Source organism: Bradyrhizobium manausense, assembly GCF_001440035.1.
GTDB lineage: Bacteria > Pseudomonadota > Alphaproteobacteria > Rhizobiales > Xanthobacteraceae > Bradyrhizobium > Bradyrhizobium manausense.
In genome coordinates, this window is the sequence record NZ_LJYG01000080.1 from 23,081 (window position 1) to 43,678 (window position 20,598).

A 20,598-nucleotide genomic window follows, 5' to 3' on the forward strand; every position below is an offset into this window, starting at 1 on the left:
GGCTCGCGGGCGTGCCTTGCGTGCCGGGGCCGGACAGTGCATTGCCCGATGATCCGGCCGAGGTGCGCGCGATCGCCCGGGACATCGGATACCCTGTCATCATCAAGGCCGCCGGCGGCGGCGGCGGGCGCGGCATGCGGATCGTGCGCAGCGAAGCCGCCCTGGACGAGGCGCTGGCGCTGACCCGCACAGAAGCCAGCAAGGCCTTCAAGAACGCTGCTGTCTATATCGAGAAATTCCTAGAAAAACCCCGCCATATCGAGATCCAGGTGCTGTGCGATCAGCACGACAACCATCTCTGGCTCGGCGACCGCGACTGCTCGCTCCAGCGCAGGAACCAGAAGGTCGTCGAGGAAGCTCCGGCGCCAGGGATCGATCGCGCGCTGATCGAGCAGGTCGGCGCAAGTTGCGTCGAAGCCTGCCGGCGGATTGACTATCGCGGCGCGGGCACGTTCGAGTTTCTCTACGAGGACGGGCAATTCTTCTTCATCGAGATGAACACGCGCGTCCAGGTGGAGCATCCCGTCACCGAGATGACGACCGGGATCGACATCGTCAAAGAGCAAATTCGCATTGCGCGTGGCGAATCGCTTCAGATCGCCCAAGAGGACATCGCGCGTGTCGGCCATGCCGTCGAATTCCGCATCAATGCCGAAGATCCTGCCACCTTCGCCCCCTCGCCCGGTACAGTGACGCGCTGGGATGTGCCTGGCGGCATCGGCATCCGCGTCGATTCGCATATCACCGCCGGTGCCACCGTTTCGCGACACTATGACTCGCTGATCGGCAAGCTGATCGCCCATGGCGGCACCCGCGACGAGGCCCTGGCCCGCGCGCGAGTTGCCTTGTCTGAACTGCGTGCCGACGGCATCCGCACTAACGTGCCTTTGCATCAGGCGATCCTCGCCGATCCCTCGTTCTGCCGTGGCGGCTACGATATCCACCACCTCGAGCACTGGATGAATGCGAAGGTGGCCGCGCAATGACGGTAACCGACCGGCCGCGGATTAGCCTGCTTGGCACATCGGCCCTCCTGTTCGAGGCGCCCGGCGCATTCGACCTGCCGCATCAGCGAAGGATCTGGGCGCTGGCGGCGACCGCATCAAAATGGCCAGGAATTCGCGAGGCCATTCCCGGCATCACCAACATGATGCTGACCTTCGAGACCCCTCCCCGCGAGCTCGACACCTTGATCGCCGCGCTCAATGACGGCTGGGACGCGGCGGAAGGCCTCGCCATCGGGGGCCGCGAGATCAGGTTGCCGGTCACCTACGGCGGCGAGGTCGGATCGCAGCTCCAATCCGTCGCTGAACATTGCAACCTGTCGATTGACGATGTCGTGGCGATCCACGCCGCGCCGCTCTACACAGTGTTCGCACTCGGCAGCCACCCAGGCTATTGCTATCTCGGCGGCATGGACCCCCGCATCACCATGCCGCGGCGCCAGACACCGCTGCAACGTTCCGCGGGCGGTTCGGTGTCGATCGGCGGATCGCAGACCGGCGTCTCCGCCTCGCCAGGCCCCAGTGGTTGGCATGCAATCGGACACACGAACTGGACTTTCTTCGATCCAACCTGGCCGGCGCCTGCTGCGCTCGCACCGGGCGATACCATCCGCTTCGAGATTGAGCGGGTGATCCGGTGATGGAGATCCTGTCAGTCACGGGTCCCGCCAGCATCCAGGACCTCGGGCGCTTCGATCAATACCGCTTCGGGGTCGGCACATCAGGCGCAATGGACGAGGTCGCGCTGCGCGCCGGCAACATCCTGCTCGGCAACGACGAGAACGCCGCGGCGATTGAGATCCCGATGATGCCGTTCAAACTCCGCTTCGGCCGCGACATGGCTTTTGCGCTCACAGGCGCGGGCGTCGAGGCTGAGATCGCCGGACGTCCAATTCCGCCTTGGTGGCGCTCGCATGCGCGCGCCGGAGACGTCCTGACCATCAAGGCGATGTCCCGCGGCGCACGCCTTTATCTGGCCGTCGGAGGCGGCATCGATGTGCCCATGATACTCGGCTCGCGCAGCACACAGTTTCGTGGCGAATTCGGCGGCTGGCATGGGCGGCCGCTTCAGGCGGGCGACACCCTTCCCTGCGCGTCGTCTACGGCGGCCATAGACGAACTCGGGATCGAACCCGCCGATATCACGCTGGCGCGCCCGGACGCTGCCGCCGACCAGACTATCGTTCGCGTTGTTATCGCCGGCGAATATGACGCGTTTGACGCCGCCACACAGGCGCTGTTCTGGTCCGGCCGCTGGAAGATCACACCGCAGAGCAATCGCTACGGCTACCGCCTGCAAGGCCCTGACATGAAGCCGAAAGCACCGGTCGAGAAGCGCTCGCACGGCATTGTGCCCGGCGTCATCCAGATTCCGCCCAATGGACAGCCTATTATTCAAATGCGAGATGCACAGACGTCGGGCGGATATCCGAAGATCGCGACGGTGATCCGGGCCGACCTCTGGCGCGTCGGGCAAGCGCGGCTCGGCAGCGAGCTGCGGTTCGAGCAAACTGCCTACACCGACGCGCTGGCCGCCGAAGCCGAGATGTCGACCTATCTCGATCGGCTGCGCACCAATGTACGCCTTGTCGAGGAGCTCAGAGCATGCCGATAGAGATCAGCCACATCGAACGTCTGGCGCAGATCCTCTCGAGGTCCGGCGTCGATGCGATCGAGATCGAGGAGCCGGGGCTGACACTGAAGCTCGTCGTCGACACCGGTAACAGAACCGCGGCGTCTGCAACGCTTGCCGCCGCGGACGCCCCGGTCACGCATCGTTCCATCATCGCAAAAGCTGACGTCGCGGGGCAATTCCTTGCGGCCCACCCCTGGCAGGACAAGCCGTTCGTCTCGCCAGGACAACGCATTGAGGACGGCGCGATGGTCGGTCTCGTGAAGGTCGGCCTGTTGTATGCGCCTGTTGTTGCGCCAGCGGCCGGCACAATCGATGCCGTGATTGCGGAGACGGGTGCCATGGTCGGCTACGGCACCCCGATCGCGCGAATCCGCGAGCTCAATTAAGCAAGACGGTCGCAGGCGTGACTTCGCCGCCGCCCTCTTCGATGACACGGCGTACGGTGCTGGCAAGGTTCACCGATCCGGGCGTGTCACTGTGGATCAGGATCGAGCGCGCTTCGACCTTGATCGACTTGCCGTCGATGGCTTTTACCGTTCCGCTGTCAAGGAATCGCTTGACCCGTTCAGCAACTGCTTCGGTCGAGGTGATTACCGAATTTGGAAGCTTGCGCGACACCAGATGGCCGTACTCGTCATAGGCACGATCGGCCAGAAACAGCGTCAGGATGCGCAGGCCTACCTTGCGCGAGGCGCGCACGATCTCCGCGTCGGGCTGCGAGAATACGATGAAATCGCGATTGATGGTCGCAATCGCGCGGGCCACGACATCCGCCATGTCCGCGTCAGCGTTGACCATGTTACCCATCGCAGCATGGAAGCTGACATGGGTCACGCGGTGACCAGCATTGGCCGCGATCGCCTGCAAGGCGCCGATCTGATAGACCATGTGCTTCTCAAGCTCGGCGGCATCCATCTGGATCACGCGGCGGCCAAACCCGAGCAGGTCGGGCAAGCCCGGATGGGCTCCAACCTCGACCCCTTTCTGCTTGGCGAGGCGCACCATGCGATCCATGATGATAGGGTCGCCGGCGTGGAAACCGCACGCCACATTGGCTGACGAGACGATGCCCATCAGCGCCTCGTCGTCGCAGATCCGGTAATTGCCGAAACCTTCCCCCATGTCCGAATTGATGCCGATTTTCATGTTCGCACCCTGCTTTTGTTTTCGCTGACGTCCACTCAAAGCGCTCGATAGAGGTTCGCGGTCGCACGCAATTTCGCGAGATAATCGTTGACCGGAGCCATCGCCGCGACTGCGTCCTGGTAGCTCACCTCGCTGAAGACGATGAACGATCCCGGCGTCGCCTGGCCAAGACGCCAGAGATCGGCCTGGATCACGGCCGCCATCTTGGGATAGCCGCCCGCCGTGTTGGCGTCGCTCATCTGGATGATCGGCTCGCCGCCGGGCGGCACCTGCACAACGCCGGCCACCACGCCATGCGAACGCATCTCGACCGGCGCGTCCAGGATCAGCCTGGCTCCGGTGAGACGGTATCCGCCGCGGTCGCTGCGGGCGCTGATCTTCCAGCTGGTGGACCAGAACTTTGCCTGCACCTCTTCTGAGAACAGATCATATTCGCCGGCGCGCATCAGGCGTATCCGCAGCATGCGGTCATCGGCCGTACCGGCGCCTGCAATCGCGACGTCAGGCGGCGCAGCGCCGAAATCGAAGCGGCGGCCAGCCTCGCACGACGGCTTCCCGACCGGAATGACATCGCCTACCTGCAGGGTTCGCCCCTCGAGCCCGCCGAAGCCAGCGCGCAGATGCGTGCTGCGCGATCCGAGCACGCGCGGGACATCGACGCCGCCGCCGAAGGTCGCGTAGACGCGCGCTCCGCGGCGTGGTGTCCCGATCTCGAGAATGTCGCCCGCGCGCGCCCGCGTGCACCACCAGGAAGGAACGGGAGATCCGGCCAGCGTCGAGACCGGATCGGCTCCGGTCAATGCAAATGGGGCGTCGGTCTGGAAGCGCAGGCGGAACGGAAACGTCTGGATCTCGATACCGGCCGCATTGTCGTCGTTGCCCAGCAGCGCATTTCCGCCGGCAAGCGCGAGGGGATCCATCGCACCTGACGTACTCACGCCGAAACGACGCGCACCATTGCGACCGAGATCCTGGATCGTGTTGAAGGCGGGGCTGGCCAGAATCTCGATCACAGCTCGATCCGATCAATCCTGAATTTGACTCGGTCGCCCGGAAGCATCAGCGAGGGTTCCTCGGAGCTCGGATCGAACATCGCGACCGAGGCCCAGCCGATGGCATTCCATCCGTTCGGACTTGTCAGCACGGCGACGCCTGTCTGCATCCCGCCGATGGTCACCGAGCCCGCCCGCATGTTGAGCGACGGCACTGATTTGCGCGGCATGTGAATGCGCGGATCGAGGCCGTGGAGATAACCGAAGCCTGGCGAGCTCGCGACTGCACAGACGGTGTAATCGCCTTCGCTATGAATCCTGATGACGTCACGCTCGGAGAGCCCGGCGTGGCGCGCAATCGCCGGCAAATCGAAGGCGAGCTCGCCGCCATAGACCACGGGAATCTCGATGAGCTTGCCGTCGGCCTTGCGGCCGGGCAAACGATGCCACAGCTCGGCGATCGCGGCGCTGAGCATGCCGATATCCGCCGGGGGCTGCTCGAAGACGAGCATCACGTTGGTGACGCCAATGACGGCCTCCTGGACATTGGGCCAGGCGGACACGGCATCGGCAAGCGCCCAGATGCGGCCCTGCTGCACCAGGTCAAAGTCACCCGGCGCCTCGACCAGCATCGCAAGCGTGCCGATCAAGCTGATCTTCGGACTTTTCTCGATCGTGCCGACAAAAGGGGCGTTGGGCTGATTAATCGACAAAAGGGCCTCGCTGGTCGAACGCCCGTGGCGCTGCCACCCCTAGATCTAGCCAAGCGGCGCAAGCCGATCCAAGACGATGTTCGTCTGCGGGTATAAGGGATGTCGATTGCCGGCAGGACGTTTCGCTCGCCTCCGATTTCAGTGACGCGCAATGACGTGGTTGCTGGGCGACTCCCACCGCGCCACGACCTCCTCACCCACCGTGTATCGGAGTCCGGCCTGTTGCGACTGGTTCTGTTCGAATACAATGATCTGGCCGCCACTCGGCGTCTTGAGATAGTAGTGACTGACGAAGCCGCGGTAGATGGCCTGATCGACACGCGCCGTCACGCTGTTAGCGCGTTGCGCCTCCGGGCTCTGACCGGCTCGTTCGACCACGATCGCTTCAGGCCTGATCGAAACCATCACGTCGCTGGCCGATTGCGGGATCTGGTCGACTTGAAGGCTCAATTCCGGCGAGACACGGATGACCGCCCCACTTCCGTTTCGCCGCTCGACGGGCCCCTGAAACAGATTCGACGCGCCGATGAACTGCGCGACGAATTTCGAGGCGGGACGCTGGTAGATTTCCGTCGCCGAGCCGACCTGCTCGAGCCTGCCATCCCGCATGACCACGATCTTGTCGGCCATGGTTAGGGCCTCGTCCTGGTCATGGGTCACCATGACGGTGGTCAGGCCAAGCCTGCGCTGAAGGGCGCGCAGCTCGACCTGCATGCTCTCGCGCAGCCCCTTGTCGAGCGCCCCGAGCGGCTCGTCGAGGAGCAGCATGGCCGGCTCGATCACGAGGGCCCGCCCCAATGCGACGCGCTGCTGCTGCCCGCCGGAGAGTTGCGCCGGATAGCGCTTGCCGAAGCTGGAGAGCTGGACGAGGCTGAGCGCCTCGGCCACCTTCCTTGCGGCATCGGCCTTGGATATCCCGCGCATCTCCAGGCCGAAAGCGATGTTCTCCTCAACGGTCAGATGAGGAAACAGCGCGTAGTTCTGGAACAGCATTCCGACGTTGCGGCGATGCACGGGAACGTCGGTCATCCTCTTGTCGTTCACGAAGACGTCGCCGGATGTCGGGCAGATCAGCCCCGCGATCATGCGCAGGCAGGTCGTCTTGCCGCATCCGCTCGGACCGAGCAGCGCCACCATGTGGCCCGGCTCGATCGTGAGCGAGACGTCGTTGACCGCGGCGGTGCGGTTATATTCCTTGCTGAGGCGATCAAGCCTGACTTCGGAAGACCTCATGGCAGCCTGTCCTAGCTCGTGAACACCTGATTATAGCGCTCCAGCCACGGACCGCGGCGCGGAACGATGAACTTCCAGTCCGGCGTGAACAGTCCGAGATCGGTCGCCTTGGTGTCGGGATAGGCCAGGAACTTGGCCGTCTCCGGCTTGAAGTCAATGCCACCCACCGAGGGCGCGCTGAGCGTCTGCTCGGACAGCATCTTGGCGACCGAGGGCTCCAGAATGCGGTTGATCAGCGCACAGGCGAGATCGGGCTCGGGCGCATTCTTGACCAGCGTCATGCTGTTGATGCCGGTGAACGCACCTTCCTTGGGGAAGGTCATGTCGATCGGCATGCCCTTCGCCGTGTGCGGATAGATCGCCTTCGAATACTCGATGCCACCGATCGTGGCCTGGCCTTGGGCCACCTGAAGCACCTGCGCTTCGCTGTCGTAGATCGTCAGGACGTTGGGCTTGAGAGACGCGAGCTTGTCCCAACCGCCGTCGACGAGATATTGCGCCTCCTTCAATGGCTTTCCGGTCGCGAGCGCCGTGGCGACGATGAGCATCAGCACACTTTGGGTGTTCTTGGGCGTATTGAGCAGGATCTGCTTGCGATACTTCGCGTCGAAGATCTGCTCATAGCTCTCGAGCGGCTTCGTCACCTGCGGATTGATGAACATCGCAGCGCTGGAGATCGAGAAGCCGACGCCGTAGCCGTCTTCGAAGAGATAGCGCGGATAGACCTTCGCAAGGTTCGGAATCTTTGCCGCATCGAGCTTGTCGATCAGCTCCTCCTGCTTGGCCTGGGGGATGCCGACGTCGTCCATCATCATCATGCTGAAGCGCGGCGTATCGCGGGTCGCGCGGAGAGCGGCGATGTTCGAAAGTGTTGCACCTTCGATCGTGAAAACGCGACATTTGAACTCGGCCTCGAACTTGGGAATGACCTCCTTCTGGATAAGCTTGCCCAGCGCGGAGTTATAGACGCCGACATGCAGTTGCTTGGCGTCCTGCGCCCACGACCGGCTGATGATCGTCGGGAAGGCAACCGCGGATGCACCGGCCTTAATGAGAGTCCTACGTGTCAGCTTCATGGGTCCAATCTCCATCTAACCAATGCACATCAAGCAGCCAACGCGCGGCGAAGGCCGACCAGTTTCTCCAGCAGCAGCACGCCGACCATCGCCATCAGGATGATGATTGTCGACATCGCTGGCACGGAAGGGTCAAAGACGTTGACCAGTTGCCGCATCAGCACGAGCGGCACGGGCGAGTATTCCGAGTTCGCCAGCCACATCGTGACCGGATAATTGTCGAAGGACACCATGAAGGCGAACAGCCCGCCGGCCGCAACGCCCGAGGCGATCTGCGGCAACGTGACGCGCCAAAAGGTCCACAAACGGTTGGCGCCAAGCGTGCGTGCCGCGTCCTCAAGGTTTTCGTCCACCAGCTGAAGGCTGGAGACGACGGTGCGGATGACATAGGGCGACGTCACCACCACGTGTCCAATGAGAAGATTGATCCGAGCATCCTGGGAGCCGAGCCTGGTCAACACCTGGAGCAGCGCAAGGCCCGTGACCAGCGCCGGGAAAATCAGCGGCGACAGCAGGAACCCCTTGATCGCCGCTAGGCCAAAGAACTTGCCGCGAACCAGTGCGAAGGCCGCGGGCACACCAAGCAGGAGCGAGCCGGCCGTCGTGCCGAGCGCAAGCAGGATGCTCAGTCGCATCGCCTCGAGGAAGTCGCGATCTCCGAGAACCTTGGCGTACCATTTCAGCGTGAAGCCTTGCGGCGGGAACGTCACAAAATAGGAATCGGAGACAGACGCCGCCATGACGAGAAGAAGCGGCGCCAGGATGAACAACATCATGGCGGCGGTGATGGTGTAGAGAACGAAAGCGCCGAAGCCGGAGAATCGCTCGTCCATCACTCGGGCCTCCTGAGACGCCGGCCTTCCAGCAGCCACATCGACACGCCGTTGACGGCCAGCACCAGGCCGACGAGGACGACGGCGATGGCCGCACCGAACGGCCAATCGTAGACGACGAAGATCTGCTGTTCGATCAGATTGCCGAGCATGATCGCCGAGGCGCCACCCAGGATCGCGGGGATGACGAACGAGCCGGCGGTGAGCGAGAAGACCAGCGTGAAGCCGGCCACGAAGCCGGGCATGCTGAGCGGCAGCGTCACCCGGAGGAACACCTTCCACCAGGGCGCACCCAACATGCGAGCCGCATCTTCGAGATTGGGATCAATCTTACCGAGCGCCGAGGCCAGCGGCAGCACCATCATCGGGAAGAAGACGTGCAGCGATCCGATGACGACCGCCACTTCGGTGTAGAGGACCGAGATCGGCGCGTCGATAATATGTAACGTCATCAGGATCCAGTTGAGCATCCCCTTCGGGCCATTCTGGAGCACCAACTGCCAGCCGTAGCCGCGAACGACCACGCTGACGATGAGCGGCGCAATGACGATCAGCGTGATGATCCGCGTGACTATCGGGCGGCTCTTCACCATCACCAGCGCGACCGGATAGGCGAGCACCGTCGCGAGGGCCGAGGTGATGATGCTGATCCGCAGCGTCGTCCAGAGCACGCGCGCGTAGAGCTCGACATTGATGAGGCGCGCATAGTGCGCAAGTGTGAACGGGCGGCCGATGATGCCGCGGCTGTCCTGCGTCTGGATGCTCGAGAGGAGCAGTATCAAGGCTGGATAAAAAAAGAAATAGGTTAGGAATGCCAGCATCGGGACGGCAAGCAGCCCGACGGGCAGCACCAGGCGCCAGCGCGATCGCTGCCGGGCGGCTGGAGCCGCCTCAACGGTCAAAACCGCCACCACATGGTCGCTGGTGGTCATCGCGGGCCGTCCTCGACTGCGCAATACCAAGGCAATCCCCTCTTTGCACAAAGCTTATGCGCCGGCATTCTATAGGACCAAGAACATCTTCGTTTAGGGGCATCAGGAACGATTATGACAATTGGTTCGGCATATTGCTCCGATCTTGATCGACAGATGCCGCTAGGCGCGTCTTTCATTCTCCTTCCGGTCAGTCCTCCCGTCGTCTCGATGCCGGGTCAGCGCAGCCCTTCGCAGAAGATCGCGATGCGCCGGCAGCCCTCCTTCAGCGAATCGGTATCGGTCGCGTAGGAAATGCGGAAATATGGGCTCATGCCGTAAGCGCCCCCCGGCACCGCCGCGACATGCTGTTCTTCCAGCAGCGCCGAGATGAAGTCCGCGTCGGTTTCCAGCCGCCGCCCGCCTTTCGTGGTCTTGCCGATGCAGCCGGCGATGTTGGGGAACACGTAGAAGGCCCCTTCCGGTTTATGGCAGGTGATGCCGGGAATCTGATTGAGCAGCTTGACCACCAGATCGCGCCGGTCCCGATAGATGTCCGCGCGCTCCTTCAGGAAGTCCTGCGGACCGTCGAGCACCGCGACCGCCGCAGCCTGGCTCACCGTGCAGATGCCGCCGGTCGCCTGACCGTGGACATTGTTCATTGCAGCAATCAAGTCCTTGGGCCCGCCGCAATAGCCGACCCGCCAGCCAGTCATGGCATAGGCCTTGGACGCGCCGTTCACCGTCACGACGCGATTCTTCAGCCTCGGCTCAACCTCCGCAATAGTGCAGAACTCGAAGCCATCGTAGGTGAGATGTTCGTAGATGTCGTCGGTGAGAATCCAGACGTCGGGGTGCTTCAGCATGACGTCGGCGATCGCGTGCATCTCTTCGCGCGTACAGGCCGCTCCGGTCGGGTTGTTGGGGAAATTCAGGATCAACCACTTCGTCTTCGGCGTGATCGTCGCCTCGAGGTCCGCTGGACGCAACCTGAACTGGTTGTTCTCCGGACAGGGCACGGCGACCGGCGTCGCCTCCGCCAGCAGCACGATATCCGCATAGGTGATCCAGCCCGGCGCCGGAATGACGACCTCATCGCCGGGATTGCAGGTCGCGAACAACGCATTGAAGATGATCTGCTTACCTCCGTTGGCGATCAGGATCTCGTCGAGCGCGTAATCGAGATTATTCTCACGCTTGAACTTGCGCTGGACCGCTTTCCGCAGTGCGACAGTCCCCGGCTGCGCGGGATATTTGGTGTCGCCCGCGAGGGCTGCCCGATGCGCGGCCTCGATCGCGTGCGGCGGGGTTGGAAAGTCGGGCTCTCCGGACGACAGGCCGACAATCTTGACGCCTGCATCACGAAGTTCCCGCGCCTTGTCCGTCATCGCCGCGGAAGCTGATACCTTTACGGTCTTGAGGCGGTTTGCGAGCTCAGGCATTGGCAACTCCACTTCTCGTTTCTTTCAATCGCGCGGCCTCGGATCGGGTCGCGAATCGTAGTTCCCCGACGACCTGGAACGTGGGCATGCGCGACGTCCTCGGACTGGAGGGTCTCGAAGCCGCCGACGAAGCGAGCATCCGAATCGTCGGCGGTGTTCTGATTCTGGAAGATGCTCGTTGCCACGCGCCCAGGCGAGACTTCGGTGACGCGCACGCAAGTGCCGGAGAGATCGACGCGCAATTGCTGCGACAGCGAATGAACGCTGGCTTTCGTCGCGTGATAAGCAACGGATGAATTGAATGTCGTGGCGTTCTCGCCGAAGGCATAGTGGCCGGCGATCGACGAGACATTGACCACGTGTCCGCGGTTGCGCCGCGCCATGCTTGGTGCGATCAGCCGCGTCAGGTGCAGGACGGCCCGCAGATTGACGTCGACCAGCGAGTCGATATCGTCAGGCGCCGTATCAAGGATAGTGCCGCGCCGCGACTGGCCGGCATTGTTGACGAGAACATCGAATTCAGCCGCGCTCGCAAGGCGTTCCAGAGCGCCGAGATCGGTCACATCCACCGCCCAGGCGCGACATCCGGTCTCAGCCGACAGGCTGTCCAGCCGGCGAACGTCGCGCGCCAGCGCATGCACCTCGAGCCCCTCGGCGTGGAGGCGACGAACCGTCGCAGCTCCGATGCCTGAGGACGCGCCCGTCACCAACGCCGTTCGGTAATCCGAAAATCCCATCCGCAGCGCTCTCTTGCAGTCAGCCGGAGCGGCCGAAAGTTACGGGCGGAGGCCGACGGATGCCTACAGCGGATTTGTTCTGCCCTCATAAGGACATCCAATATCCCCGCCAAAGATTGTCGGGCGCGCGAGCCATAAGCACACCCGATGCAGGCAGAGTGATTTTCTCTTACTCGTCGCGGCGCGTATCCCCCTACATCTTGCCGTGCCTTTCGCTCACCCACAGGAGACGGACCAGGATGTTGGAAGTCGGCAATCGGATTGTCATGGTCTCCGGGGCTTCGCGCGGCATCGGGCGCGCAGTCGTCGACCGGCTGCTGGCGTCGGGCTTCCGCGTCTCGGCGGGGCTTCGCGACCCCAGCCGTCTCGCCGAGAGCGAGAGGCTCATGACGCACCGCTATGATGCCGAAGACGCCAAGAGCCCGATCTCCTGGGTCAATGCAACGGTCGCGCGGTGGGGCGGCGTCGACGCCATCGTCAACTCGGCCGGCATCAATCCGAAGGTCCGGGTCTCCGACGAGGGCGAGAACGAGCTGGATGAAATGTGGCGCGTGAACGTCAAGGGTCCGCTGCGCCTTGTCAGGGCCACCCTCCCCCATCTGGCTGTCTGCGGCAATGGTAGGGTCATCAATCTGGGGTCGCTTGCGGGTAAGCGCGTGGGCAGCAATGTCGGCTACGCCATGACCAAGTTCGCCTTGGTCGCACTCACCCACGGCATTCGCCGGGAAGGACGCGCGGCCGGCATCCGGGCGACTGTGATCTGCCCGGGCTACGTCGCCACCGATATGACGGTGAACGACGACGAGATTCCCCGCCACGAGATGAGCCAGCCGGGCGAGATCGCACGCTTGGTGGAAACTGCGCTCATGCTACCGAACAATGCGTCGGTCTCCGAGATCCTCGTGCACTGCCAGTTCGAGCCGATGCTTTAGACGGCAGACGACGAGCGCCAGAGCTTCGAACCGTTGACACCGCCAGCATTTTCACGGCCGATATCAGCCGAGCTCTGTACCTGCGTTCCCTTCGCGGCGCTTCCGAAGCTCTTCGTTCCTTCCTACGCGGCCTTCCAACCTCCAGTATCGACTGGTTAGCGCCAGTGATCTGTGCCGCGTCATCTCCGACCTCGACCTGCTCTGGCCGCTGTTCGCAGCAAGGCACATCGGACGTCTGCTGTCCGGCATCGCGGCAATCGCGAAGCAAGCGCCGATGCGGCTGGACGGCGAGATCACAGGTCGCGTCGGAGGCGTTCAATGGCGCGAGTTGACCGGCACTGACGAGGACAAAGTCCTCGTGAAGAGCAAGGCAGGCATCCTCACGACGACGCGCGCGTCAGATCTCGCGTCATGACACCGGCGCTCATACGGCAATCGCTCCCGAACCGCGCGCTTAGCGCGCAGCAGCTCGGCCATCTCGCTACGCTGTGCCTGAAGCTCGAGGTCGAGACCCATCCGAAGCCTGGCCTCGTCAGCCATGTCACCAATGGCGCGCATCGCGACATGGACTCAGCGCTGCTCTGCCTAAGCGCCGCGACTGATGCCGTTCTAGGGCGAGCTCGTCACCGCAGGCGCCGAGGGCGCGGGAATGAACCGGCTGCGGGCCATCGGCGTTGCCGCGGAACGCGCGATGCTGGCCGCAAGGCACGGCGTGAATACGCACCGCGGGGCGATCTTCGGGCTAGGTCTGCTTTGCGCTGCGGCCGGATACCGGAACGCCGTCGGCATCCACAAATCGCTCGGCCGGCTAGTTTCGGAGCGTTGGGACGACGACATCCTGTAGGGTCCGGTCTCGCTGCGCAGCCATGGCGCCATCGCCTCGCGGCGCTATGCCCCCGGCGGCGCCAGGGTTGAAGAAGCCGACGGCTTTCCGTCGGTCTACGACATCGCCCTGCCCGCGCTGCATGCGGCGCGCGAGCTCGCCCCCATGACGAGGAAGCCGCGCGCGTTGAGACCTGCATGCGGCTGATCGCCGAGGTCACCGACACCAACCTGCTGCATCGAAGCGGAGCGGAAGGATTGCGCTTCGCGCAAGAGAGCGCTTCCGGTTTCCCCGCCGCCGGCGGCATCGGTTCACCGGGATGGCGCAAGCGCGCGGCCGACATTCACCAAGCGTTCGTCGCTCGCAATCTCAGCCCCGGCGGCTCGGCGGACCTTCTCCCGATGGCGCTGTTCGTCGATCGGCTTGGAGTCTGATGCTGGCCCTGCTCTGTGGCGGACAAGGTACGCTGTCGGACAAGATCTTCGATCTTTTCGCGGACCAGACTGCTACGGAGCCGGTCTTCGCCGCCGCGGCCGCTTTGCTCGGCGCGGACCCGCGGGAGTTAATCAGGACGCGGAGTGCGGACGAACTCTCCGCTAATCATTCCAGCCAGATCCTGACCGTCACATCGACGCTCGCGATCCACGCCTGCATCGCCGACCTGCTGACCGAGCAGACCAGCGTCACCGGCTACAGCGTCGGCGAGATGACGGCCTGGACTATCGCGGGGATCTGGACCGCCGACGAAGCCTTGCGTCTGACGGATATTCGCGCGCTTGATGCAAGACGCAGCAGGGCCCGATAATCGCCTCGGCTATGTCCGCGGTCTCGACCGGGCTGCGCTCGGACCTCTCCTTGCAAAACATCGCTGCGAGATCGCTATCTAGAATCCTAACCTTCTCGTCGTGATTGGCGGCGCGGAGCGGGATGTCGTCGCCTATGCAACGAGGCCGCCAAAGAGCGTGTGCGCGAGGGCCTTCTCGCCGTGAAGATCGCGTCGCAGACGATGAGGCTCGCGCAGGCTTGCAAACCGCTTCAGCAAGCACTCGATGCCAGCAGACAAGCGGCCGTCGCAGGACAGCGTCTATTGCTTTCCGGCAGCGACGGCGAACGCATCTCTTCGGCCGCTGGCGGCACGGCGAAACTGGCGAACCAGGTCGCACGTCCCGTCGATTCGTCGGCAACGGCGGAGGTGTGTTTCAGAACTCGGCGTGACCCGCGTGCTGGATCCGGCCCCGGACATACACTGGCCGAGAGGATGCAAGCCTTTCGATCCTCCACCCGGTGCTGCGCGGCCGACGTATTCCGCATCATTGCGGGCCTGCGCAAGTGGATCGCTTCGGCCTGAGCATCGATCGAGCTCCCAACATTTCTTTCGAATCGGCTGGTCGGTGCCACGAGCGTGGAGACCCTGCGGGGTAGGCAGACCGGGACAGCTCTTGGGCCTGAGGGCCCTCCGTTTTCAGATGAATGCTGCTCACGTATGAGTGCAAAGTTCTCATTTGTCGGCCGGTTCCGGCTCGACGCAGACTAGCCCCAAAGACAACGCTCTCGAGCGTTTTGGGGAGGACGTGCATTTACAACGCCAACTGGCGTCCATTCAGGTTGCGGACGACAAACCGGGACCCGTGATGCGCCTGTGCCGCAAATCCTCACCATAGATGAATCTGTTTCTTTTCGGCGAGGTCGCCGCCGGCATGGTCCGTTCACGCCTGCGGCTGGCTAACCAGGCAAGGATCACGTGAGAAGCGCTCCGAAGCCGGCTCTTCCGGACTCCGGACGCCCAAGAGGAGGAGGAAGGGATGAAGTTCAGGAGGTTTCTCGGAGCATTCGCTGTCCTAGTGCTCGCTACCGGCTCAGCGCAGGCCGCCGACAAGGATGCGGCCGACACAGCGGTTGAAGCCGCAAAAAAGTACGCGGGTACAACGATTAGCATCGTCTGGGAGGCCGGTCTCCAGTCTCTGGACCCGCTGAACTATTCGGGGCCGCAATGGGAGAAGCTCACCGGCATCAAGGTGAAGGTGGTCGAAGTGCCGACCGACCAGATGTTCACCAAGATCATGCAGGATTTCAAATCGGGCGCAGGGGCCTATGACGCGCTGAACGTCATTCCGTCCTGGATGCCCGATCTTGCGCGTGCAGGCGCGCTCGAGCCGCTCGACAAGTATGTCGACAAGTTCGGCTACCGCGAGGAGTTGCAGGACATCGCGGCCGCCTATCGCGACAACCAGATGCAGTATGATGGGAAGATCTACGGCTTCCCGGACGACGGCGACGTGATGTTGCTCTACTACCGTAAGGACATCTTCGAGGATCCGAAGATGAAGGACGAGTTCAAGGCCAAGTTCGGCTACGAGCTTGCACCGCCAAAGGACTGGAAGCAGTTCGACGAGATCGGCCAGTTCATCACCGACAAGATGGCGCCAAAGGTCTACGGCGCCGGATTCTTCCGCACCGCGCCATATCCGCAATACATGTTCCAGGAACGGTTCCGCATGGAGGGCGGCAAGTTCTTCAATGCGGACTCCATGAAGGCGACAGTGAATGGCGAGGTCGGCCTCAAGGTCTTCAAGCAGATGCTGGCGGAGAACAAGTTTATGCCGCCGGGCGTGGAGCAGTGGAATTTCGTCGACAATCTCGCCGCGTTCCTGCAGGGCACGACGGCAATGACGATCTCCTGGCCGCCCTACGGCCGCTGGGCAGCGGGCTACGGCTCCGGCGAGGAAGCACTGAAGTGGGTGCCGAAATCGCAGGTCGCCGGCAAAGTCGGCTACGCGCTCACGCCTCTCGGCCGTCCCGAGCTCGGTGTCGGCTTCGACCTGTCGGTCTCGGCCACCAGCAAGAACAAGGAGGCCGCCTATCTCTTCATCCAGTGGCTGAACAGCAAGAAGACAAGTCTCGAGCGTGTCCAGCTGCCCTATACGCTGCGCGATCCATTCCGCCTCTCGCACTACGCGAGCGAGAAATATCGCGCGCTCTGGCCCGATGCTCCAGCCTATCTCGACACGATCAAGACGTCGGGCGAGAAGGGACTGCTTGATCTGTCGCTGCTGCAACAGGACAAGTACGACGAGGCGATGACCAAGGCGATCTCGAGCCTCTGGGCGGGCGAAGACCCCAAGGCCATTCTCGACCGCATGGCGCAGCAATTCGACGCGATCACCGACAAGGTCGGCATCGAGAACCAGAAGGCCGTCTACAAGGTCTGGGCCGCGAAGCCCGGCGCCTACCCGCAATAGCTGCTTTAGTCACCGCACAGGAGGCATCGCCCTCCCGTGCGGCCGTTTCCTGGACTGATGATGACGCTTTCCGCAAGTCTCAACGCTGCCGAGCAACGCCGCCCCAGCCGCTTCGGGCGCATGCTCGAGGAGCGCCTGCCCTATCTCATCGTCGCGCCGGCCATTCTGATCCTGCTCCTGGTCGGCTTGTTTCCACTGATCTACTCGCTGATCGTGAGTTTCCAGCGCATCACGATGACCGAGAACGACACGTCGCTCGTTGGCCTCCTGAACTATTCGGAGCTGTTCAGGGATACCCGCCTCTGGGCTTCGCTCGGTCATACCGCCATCATCACCGCGATCGCCCTCCCCCTGGAGCTGCTGGTCGGCTTCCTGATGGCGCAGCTCTTCATCGATCGCATGCCGGGCCGACAGATCTTCGTCGCGCTGCTGGTACTTCCGACGGTGATCTCTCCGATCGTCGCGGGTGCGACCTGGCGTCTGATGTTTGACGTCCGCTTCGGGCCAATTGGCCAGATCCTGAGTTTCTTCGCCGGCGAGCCGGTCCGGATCCTGTGGACCGTCAATCCCGCCTACGTCTATCCGGCGATCATCATCTGCGAGGTCTGGCAGTGGTCGCCTTTCATGTTCCTGCTGCTGCTCGCCGCGCTGTCGAATGTTGACCAATCCCAACTCGAAGCCGCGGAAATCGATGGGGCGTCATACCTGCGCGTGCTTCGCGCGATCGTTCTGCCGGCGATCGCGCCCGTGATCGCCGTCGCCTGCCTGATTCGCGGCCTCGATCTCGTTCGCATCTTCGACATCATCTGGGCCCTCACCGAAGGCGGGCCGGGTTCGATGACCGAGACCGTCTCGCTCTACACCTATGTGCAAGGCTTCTCGCAATTCGAAACCAGCTACACGGCCGCAATCTCCTTTCTGGTGATTGCGCTGCTCACGGTCATCACCACGCTGGTCCTCAAGCGCATGGAGCTTGCGCGATGAGGATCGGCAGACTTCCGGCCAGAAAAGCTCGCATTCTCGCGGTCCGCTATGTCGGCGCCGGCATCGTGACCCTGCTGTTCCTGTTTCCGGTCTACTGGCTGTTCATGATTTCGTTCAAGACACCGGACGAGATTTATCACGTTCCGCCGTTGTGGATTCCCGGGCAGATTCAGTTCTCGAACTATTATGTCCTGTTCAAAGATGGCGACGTCCTCGCAATCCTGAACAGCCTGATTGTCGCCGGCGTCAGCTCCGGCGTCGCAATCGTTCTTGGGACGCTCTGCGCCTACAGCCTCGCCAGGTTCGGCACCGGCGGCGAGAACCTCGCGATGTGGATCATCTCCCAGCGCATGATTCCGCCGATCGCTGTCGTGTTCCCGATCTTCCTGATCTACGTGTATTTTGGCCTCGTCGACGGCTATTTCGGCCTGATCCTCCTCTACACCGCATTCAATCTTCCCTACGTGATCTGGATGATGCGCGGCTACATAGTCGACGTTCCGCTGGAGCTCGAGGAAAGCGCGCTGGTCGATGGCCTCAATCGATGGGAGGTGATCTGGAAGGTCGTTTTCCCGATGGTTCGCCCCGGCCTGATGGCGACGTCGGTCTTCACCTTCGTGTTCGCCTGGAACGACTTTCTGTTCGCACTGGTGCTCACGCGCACCGAGGTCATCACCTTTCCGGTCATGCTGACGCACTATTTCGGCGGGCAATCGAATTTTTGGGCGAAGATTGCGGCGATGTCGGTCCTCGGCACGTTGCCGATCTTTGTCGCGGTTTCGGTGATGCAGCGCTATCTCGTGCGCGGCATCTCGCTGGGCGCAGTCAAGGGTTAGGGAGAGCGAAGTGGCTGACGTCAAGCTGTCCGGAGTACACAAATATTACGGCAATGTGCATGCGGTCAGGGGAGTTGATCTCACCATCGCCGATGGCGAATTCGCCGTGCTGGTGGGGCCGTCCGGCTGCGGCAAGAGCACGCTCTTGCGAACCATCGCCGGCCTCGAGGATCCGGATGGTGGGACGATCACCATCGGGGGCGCGGTGGTCAACGATCTGCGCCCGCGCGAGCGCAATATCGCGATGGTGTTTCAGAACTATGCGCTCTACCCCTATTTGCCCGTCAGCGAGAACGTCGCCTTCGGTCTGCGTGCCCGCAAGACTCCTGAGATCGAGATCAGGAAGCGGGTCAGCGAGGCCGCCGAGATGCTCGGCATCGGCAATCTCCTGCAGCGCTATCCGCGGCAGCTCTCCGGAGGACAGCGTCAGCGCGTCGCCATCGGCCGCGCCATCGTTCGCAAGGCCGACCTGTTCCTGTTCGACGAGCCGCTTTCGAACCTAGACGCTCAGTTGCGGGATGAGATGCGGACCGAGATCAAGCGCCTGCATCACGAGATCACGACGACCATGATCTACGTCACCCACGACCAGGTCGAGGCGATGACGCTGGCCGACCGCATCGTGCTGCTGCGCGACGGACAGATCGAACAACAAGGCGCTCCGCTCGAGCTGTTCGAACAGCCGCGCACGGGGTTCGTCGCCGGCTTCCTCGGCTCTCCCTCGATCAACCTCATCCCCGCGACCCTCAGGACAAACGGTCCCGGGGCAGCAGTGGTGTTTCAATCCGGCGGCGAACTGACGCTTCCGAGCGCAAAGACGAGGCCGCTGGCCAGTATGGATGGGCGAGAAATTCTCGTCGGCATTCGGCCCCAGCACTTCAGCCGGGCCGGCGGGCCGCTGCGCGAAGGCGTGGTCCCCTATTCGGCCACTGCCGATCTCATTCAGCCGACGGGGACGCGCACCTTCACCACCATCAAGATCGGCGGCGTCGTTGCGGTTGCCGAGCTGCAGGCGCACGATGTCAGCAGCCATGGCGAACGAATCGACCTCGCCATCGACCTCAATCGCGTGGTGCTGATCGATCCGGCCAGCGGCCTTGTCATCGCATAAGCGAGAGCAATATTCGAGAACGGGAGGGATGAATGGCGTCGAGACTGTTTGCAACCGGAATTGGCGCGCCGGAGGGTCCGGTGTGCCTGCCCGACGGTTCGATGTATGTCACGGAGATGTCGGCCTCGACCCTTTGCGTCACGCGGCTCGATCCTCGCGGCAATCGCCGTGTGATCCGAACGACGGGTGGCCGTCCGAATGGACTGACGACCGACGGCCACGGCCGGATCTGGATCGCGGAAGCTGGCCTCCGGGCCTTGATCTGCATTGACGAGAGCGGCAACGAGATCCGGCGCATGCAGGGCGAAGGCGCTGATCGCTTCCTGTTTCCGAACGATCTCTGCTTTGGTCCGAACGGATTGCTCTACATGACTGACTCCGGAATGGCCGCCGAGGATTTCATCAACGGCCAGGCCTTCGTCGACGGTTATATGGATCTCGACTGGGACGGCCGTGTATACGAGATCGATCCCGCAGCCATGAAGGTGCTCCGCGTACTCGATCGCAAGATCCGCTTCACCAACGGCATTGCCTTCGGTCCCGACAATCACCTTTACGCCAACGCATCCTTCAGCGGCGAGATCTACCGATATGACGTGCTTGGCGAGGCAGCGCCGAAACGCGTCCTCTTCGGCAACGTGCTGCAGCCGGATTCGAATCCGGACTTCAAAGGGCCGGATGGGATGGCCTTCGGAACGGACGGCCGGCTCTATTGCACGGTCTATAACCAGAAGAACGTTACGGTGCTCGACCGGCGGGGTGAGGTCGCCGATCGTCTGGTCCTGGACGGACCCCAGCCGACCAATTGTGCCTTTGCGCTCGAAGGCAGGAAGCTACGCGTCACTGAGGTCGGCAAGGGCCAGGTCGAGGAGATCGATATGCCCTGCGAAGGTCTCCCGCTGCATCTGCCGAAATTCGCCTGACGAGATGCCCTCGCGATTGTTTCGCGA

Annotated in this window: 22 protein-coding genes and 2 pseudogenes; 15 read left to right on the forward strand and 9 right to left on the reverse strand. The window is 62.8% G+C overall.

Translation table 11 applies throughout. The features are described from left to right. Positions 1 to 62: 62 nt before the first annotated feature. The 4 genes from AOQ71_RS17890 to AOQ71_RS17905 are packed head-to-tail and all read left to right on the forward strand — an operon-like array spanning position 63 to position 3,026. Positions 63 to 986: an ATP-binding protein gene (locus tag AOQ71_RS17890; protein WP_347336701.1), complete on the forward strand. Its 924-nt coding sequence runs from the start codon at positions 63 to 65 to the stop codon at positions 984 to 986. Then, the gene (gene pxpB / locus AOQ71_RS17895; protein ID WP_057748611.1) at positions 983 to 1,645 is read left to right on the forward strand and encodes a 5-oxoprolinase subunit PxpB; all 663 of its coding nucleotides are present in this window, start codon (positions 983 to 985) and stop codon (positions 1,643 to 1,645) included. The genes AOQ71_RS17890 and pxpB (AOQ71_RS17895) overlap by 4 nt, the downstream gene beginning before the upstream one ends. Beyond that, complete coding sequence (locus AOQ71_RS17900) at positions 1,645 to 2,619, forward strand: 5-oxoprolinase subunit C family protein (RefSeq protein ID WP_347336702.1); 975 nt, start codon at positions 1,645 to 1,647, stop codon at positions 2,617 to 2,619. The genes pxpB (AOQ71_RS17895) and AOQ71_RS17900 overlap by 1 nt, the downstream gene beginning before the upstream one ends. Continuing rightward, positions 2,610 to 3,026, forward strand: a complete 417-nt coding sequence (locus AOQ71_RS17905; RefSeq protein WP_057748617.1) for an acetyl-CoA carboxylase biotin carboxyl carrier protein — start codon at positions 2,610 to 2,612, stop codon at positions 3,024 to 3,026. Before AOQ71_RS17900 ends, AOQ71_RS17905 begins: the two co-directional genes overlap by 10 nt. On the opposite strand, the gene AOQ71_RS17910 is transcribed toward AOQ71_RS17905, so the two are convergent. From AOQ71_RS17910 to AOQ71_RS17950, 9 genes are all read right to left on the reverse strand, one after another. Then, complete coding sequence (locus AOQ71_RS17910; protein ID WP_057748620.1) at positions 3,019 to 3,786, reverse strand: LamB/YcsF family protein; 768 nt, start codon at positions 3,784 to 3,786, stop codon at positions 3,019 to 3,021. The genes AOQ71_RS17905 and AOQ71_RS17910 overlap by 8 nt on opposite strands. Positions 3,787 to 3,821: 35 nt before the next feature. Continuing rightward, positions 3,822 to 4,799 carry a 5-oxoprolinase subunit C family protein gene (locus tag AOQ71_RS17915; RefSeq protein WP_057748623.1) on the reverse strand — a complete coding sequence of 326 codons (978 nt, stop codon included), beginning with the start codon at positions 4,797 to 4,799 and terminating at the stop codon, positions 3,822 to 3,824. Then, positions 4,796 to 5,491, reverse strand: coding sequence for a 5-oxoprolinase subunit PxpB (gene pxpB / locus AOQ71_RS17920; RefSeq protein WP_057748626.1), 696 nt, complete (start codon positions 5,489 to 5,491; stop codon positions 4,796 to 4,798). Before pxpB (AOQ71_RS17920) ends, AOQ71_RS17915 begins: the two co-directional genes overlap by 4 nt. Positions 5,492 to 5,629: 138 nt before the next feature. Further along, a complete protein-coding gene (locus AOQ71_RS17925) occupies positions 5,630 to 6,724 on the reverse strand; it encodes an ABC transporter ATP-binding protein (RefSeq protein ID WP_057748629.1) in 1,095 nt (364 codons plus the stop codon). A gap of 11 nt (positions 6,725 to 6,735) precedes the next feature. Then, complete coding sequence (locus tag AOQ71_RS17930) at positions 6,736 to 7,800, reverse strand: extracellular solute-binding protein (protein WP_245316958.1); 1,065 nt, start codon at positions 7,798 to 7,800, stop codon at positions 6,736 to 6,738. A gap of 29 nt (positions 7,801 to 7,829) precedes the next feature. After that, positions 7,830 to 8,633 carry an ABC transporter permease gene (locus AOQ71_RS17935; RefSeq protein ID WP_057748634.1) on the reverse strand — a complete coding sequence of 268 codons (804 nt, stop codon included), beginning with the start codon at positions 8,631 to 8,633 and terminating at the stop codon, positions 7,830 to 7,832. After that, on the reverse strand, positions 8,633 to 9,565 hold the full coding sequence (locus AOQ71_RS17940; RefSeq protein ID WP_057748637.1) for an ABC transporter permease: 933 nt from the start codon (positions 9,563 to 9,565) through the stop codon (positions 8,633 to 8,635). The genes AOQ71_RS17935 and AOQ71_RS17940 overlap by 1 nt, the downstream gene beginning before the upstream one ends. Positions 9,566 to 9,783: 218 nt before the next feature. Continuing rightward, positions 9,784 to 10,986 (reverse strand): pyridoxal phosphate-dependent aminotransferase, encoded by a 1,203-nt coding sequence (locus AOQ71_RS17945; protein ID WP_057748640.1) that lies wholly within the window; start codon positions 10,984 to 10,986, stop codon positions 9,784 to 9,786. Then, a complete protein-coding gene (locus AOQ71_RS17950; protein ID WP_157083560.1) occupies positions 10,953 to 11,723 on the reverse strand; it encodes an SDR family oxidoreductase in 771 nt (256 codons plus the stop codon). The genes AOQ71_RS17945 and AOQ71_RS17950 overlap by 34 nt, the downstream gene beginning before the upstream one ends. A 239-nt stretch (positions 11,724 to 11,962) precedes the next feature. Between AOQ71_RS17950 and AOQ71_RS17955 the strand changes: the two genes are divergently transcribed. The 11 genes and pseudogenes from AOQ71_RS17955 (at position 11,963) to AOQ71_RS17990 (ending at position 20,571) form a co-directional block, all read left to right on the forward strand. Further along, entirely contained in the window at positions 11,963 to 12,655 is a 693-nt protein-coding gene (locus AOQ71_RS17955; protein WP_057748643.1) for an SDR family NAD(P)-dependent oxidoreductase, read from the forward strand. 151 nt (positions 12,656 to 12,806) lie between these two features. After that, complete coding sequence (locus AOQ71_RS43425) at positions 12,807 to 13,070, forward strand: phosphoribosyl-dephospho-CoA transferase MdcG domain-containing protein (RefSeq protein WP_083514292.1); 264 nt, start codon at positions 12,807 to 12,809, stop codon at positions 13,068 to 13,070. Further along, positions 13,067 to 13,499 (forward strand): annotated as a pseudogene (locus tag AOQ71_RS50565) (triphosphoribosyl-dephospho-CoA synthase). The gene AOQ71_RS43425 and the pseudogene AOQ71_RS50565 overlap by 4 nt, the downstream one beginning before the upstream one ends. Positions 13,500 to 13,639: 140 nt before the next feature. Then, a pseudogene (locus tag AOQ71_RS50570) lies at positions 13,640 to 13,912 on the forward strand (triphosphoribosyl-dephospho-CoA synthase); the annotation flags it as partial. Beyond that, positions 13,912 to 14,283 (forward strand): hypothetical protein, encoded by a 372-nt coding sequence (locus tag AOQ71_RS48060; RefSeq protein WP_245316959.1) that lies wholly within the window; start codon positions 13,912 to 13,914, stop codon positions 14,281 to 14,283. The pseudogene AOQ71_RS50570 and the gene AOQ71_RS48060, both read left to right, overlap by 1 nt. Before the next feature lie 180 nt (positions 14,284 to 14,463). Then, positions 14,464 to 14,826 carry a hypothetical protein gene (locus AOQ71_RS48065; RefSeq protein ID WP_245316961.1) on the forward strand — a complete coding sequence of 121 codons (363 nt, stop codon included), beginning with the start codon at positions 14,464 to 14,466 and terminating at the stop codon, positions 14,824 to 14,826. 454 nt (positions 14,827 to 15,280) lie between these two features. Beyond that, positions 15,281 to 16,717 carry an ABC transporter substrate-binding protein gene (locus AOQ71_RS17970; protein WP_083514293.1) on the forward strand — a complete coding sequence of 479 codons (1,437 nt, stop codon included), beginning with the start codon at positions 15,281 to 15,283 and terminating at the stop codon, positions 16,715 to 16,717. 36 nt (positions 16,718 to 16,753) lie between these two features. Then, positions 16,754 to 17,701 (forward strand): carbohydrate ABC transporter permease, encoded by a 948-nt coding sequence (locus AOQ71_RS17975; RefSeq protein WP_157083561.1) that lies wholly within the window; start codon positions 16,754 to 16,756, stop codon positions 17,699 to 17,701. Further along, complete coding sequence (locus AOQ71_RS17980; RefSeq protein WP_057748651.1) at positions 17,698 to 18,537, forward strand: carbohydrate ABC transporter permease; 840 nt, start codon at positions 17,698 to 17,700, stop codon at positions 18,535 to 18,537. Before AOQ71_RS17975 ends, AOQ71_RS17980 begins: the two co-directional genes overlap by 4 nt. Positions 18,538 to 18,547: 10 nt before the next feature. Continuing rightward, positions 18,548 to 19,648, forward strand: a complete 1,101-nt coding sequence (locus AOQ71_RS17985) for an ABC transporter ATP-binding protein (RefSeq protein ID WP_057748668.1) — start codon at positions 18,548 to 18,550, stop codon at positions 19,646 to 19,648. Between the two features lie 32 nt (positions 19,649 to 19,680). Then, positions 19,681 to 20,571: an SMP-30/gluconolactonase/LRE family protein gene (locus tag AOQ71_RS17990; RefSeq protein ID WP_057748671.1), complete on the forward strand. Its 891-nt coding sequence runs from the start codon at positions 19,681 to 19,683 to the stop codon at positions 20,569 to 20,571. The last annotated feature ends 27 nt before the right edge of the window (positions 20,572 to 20,598 follow it).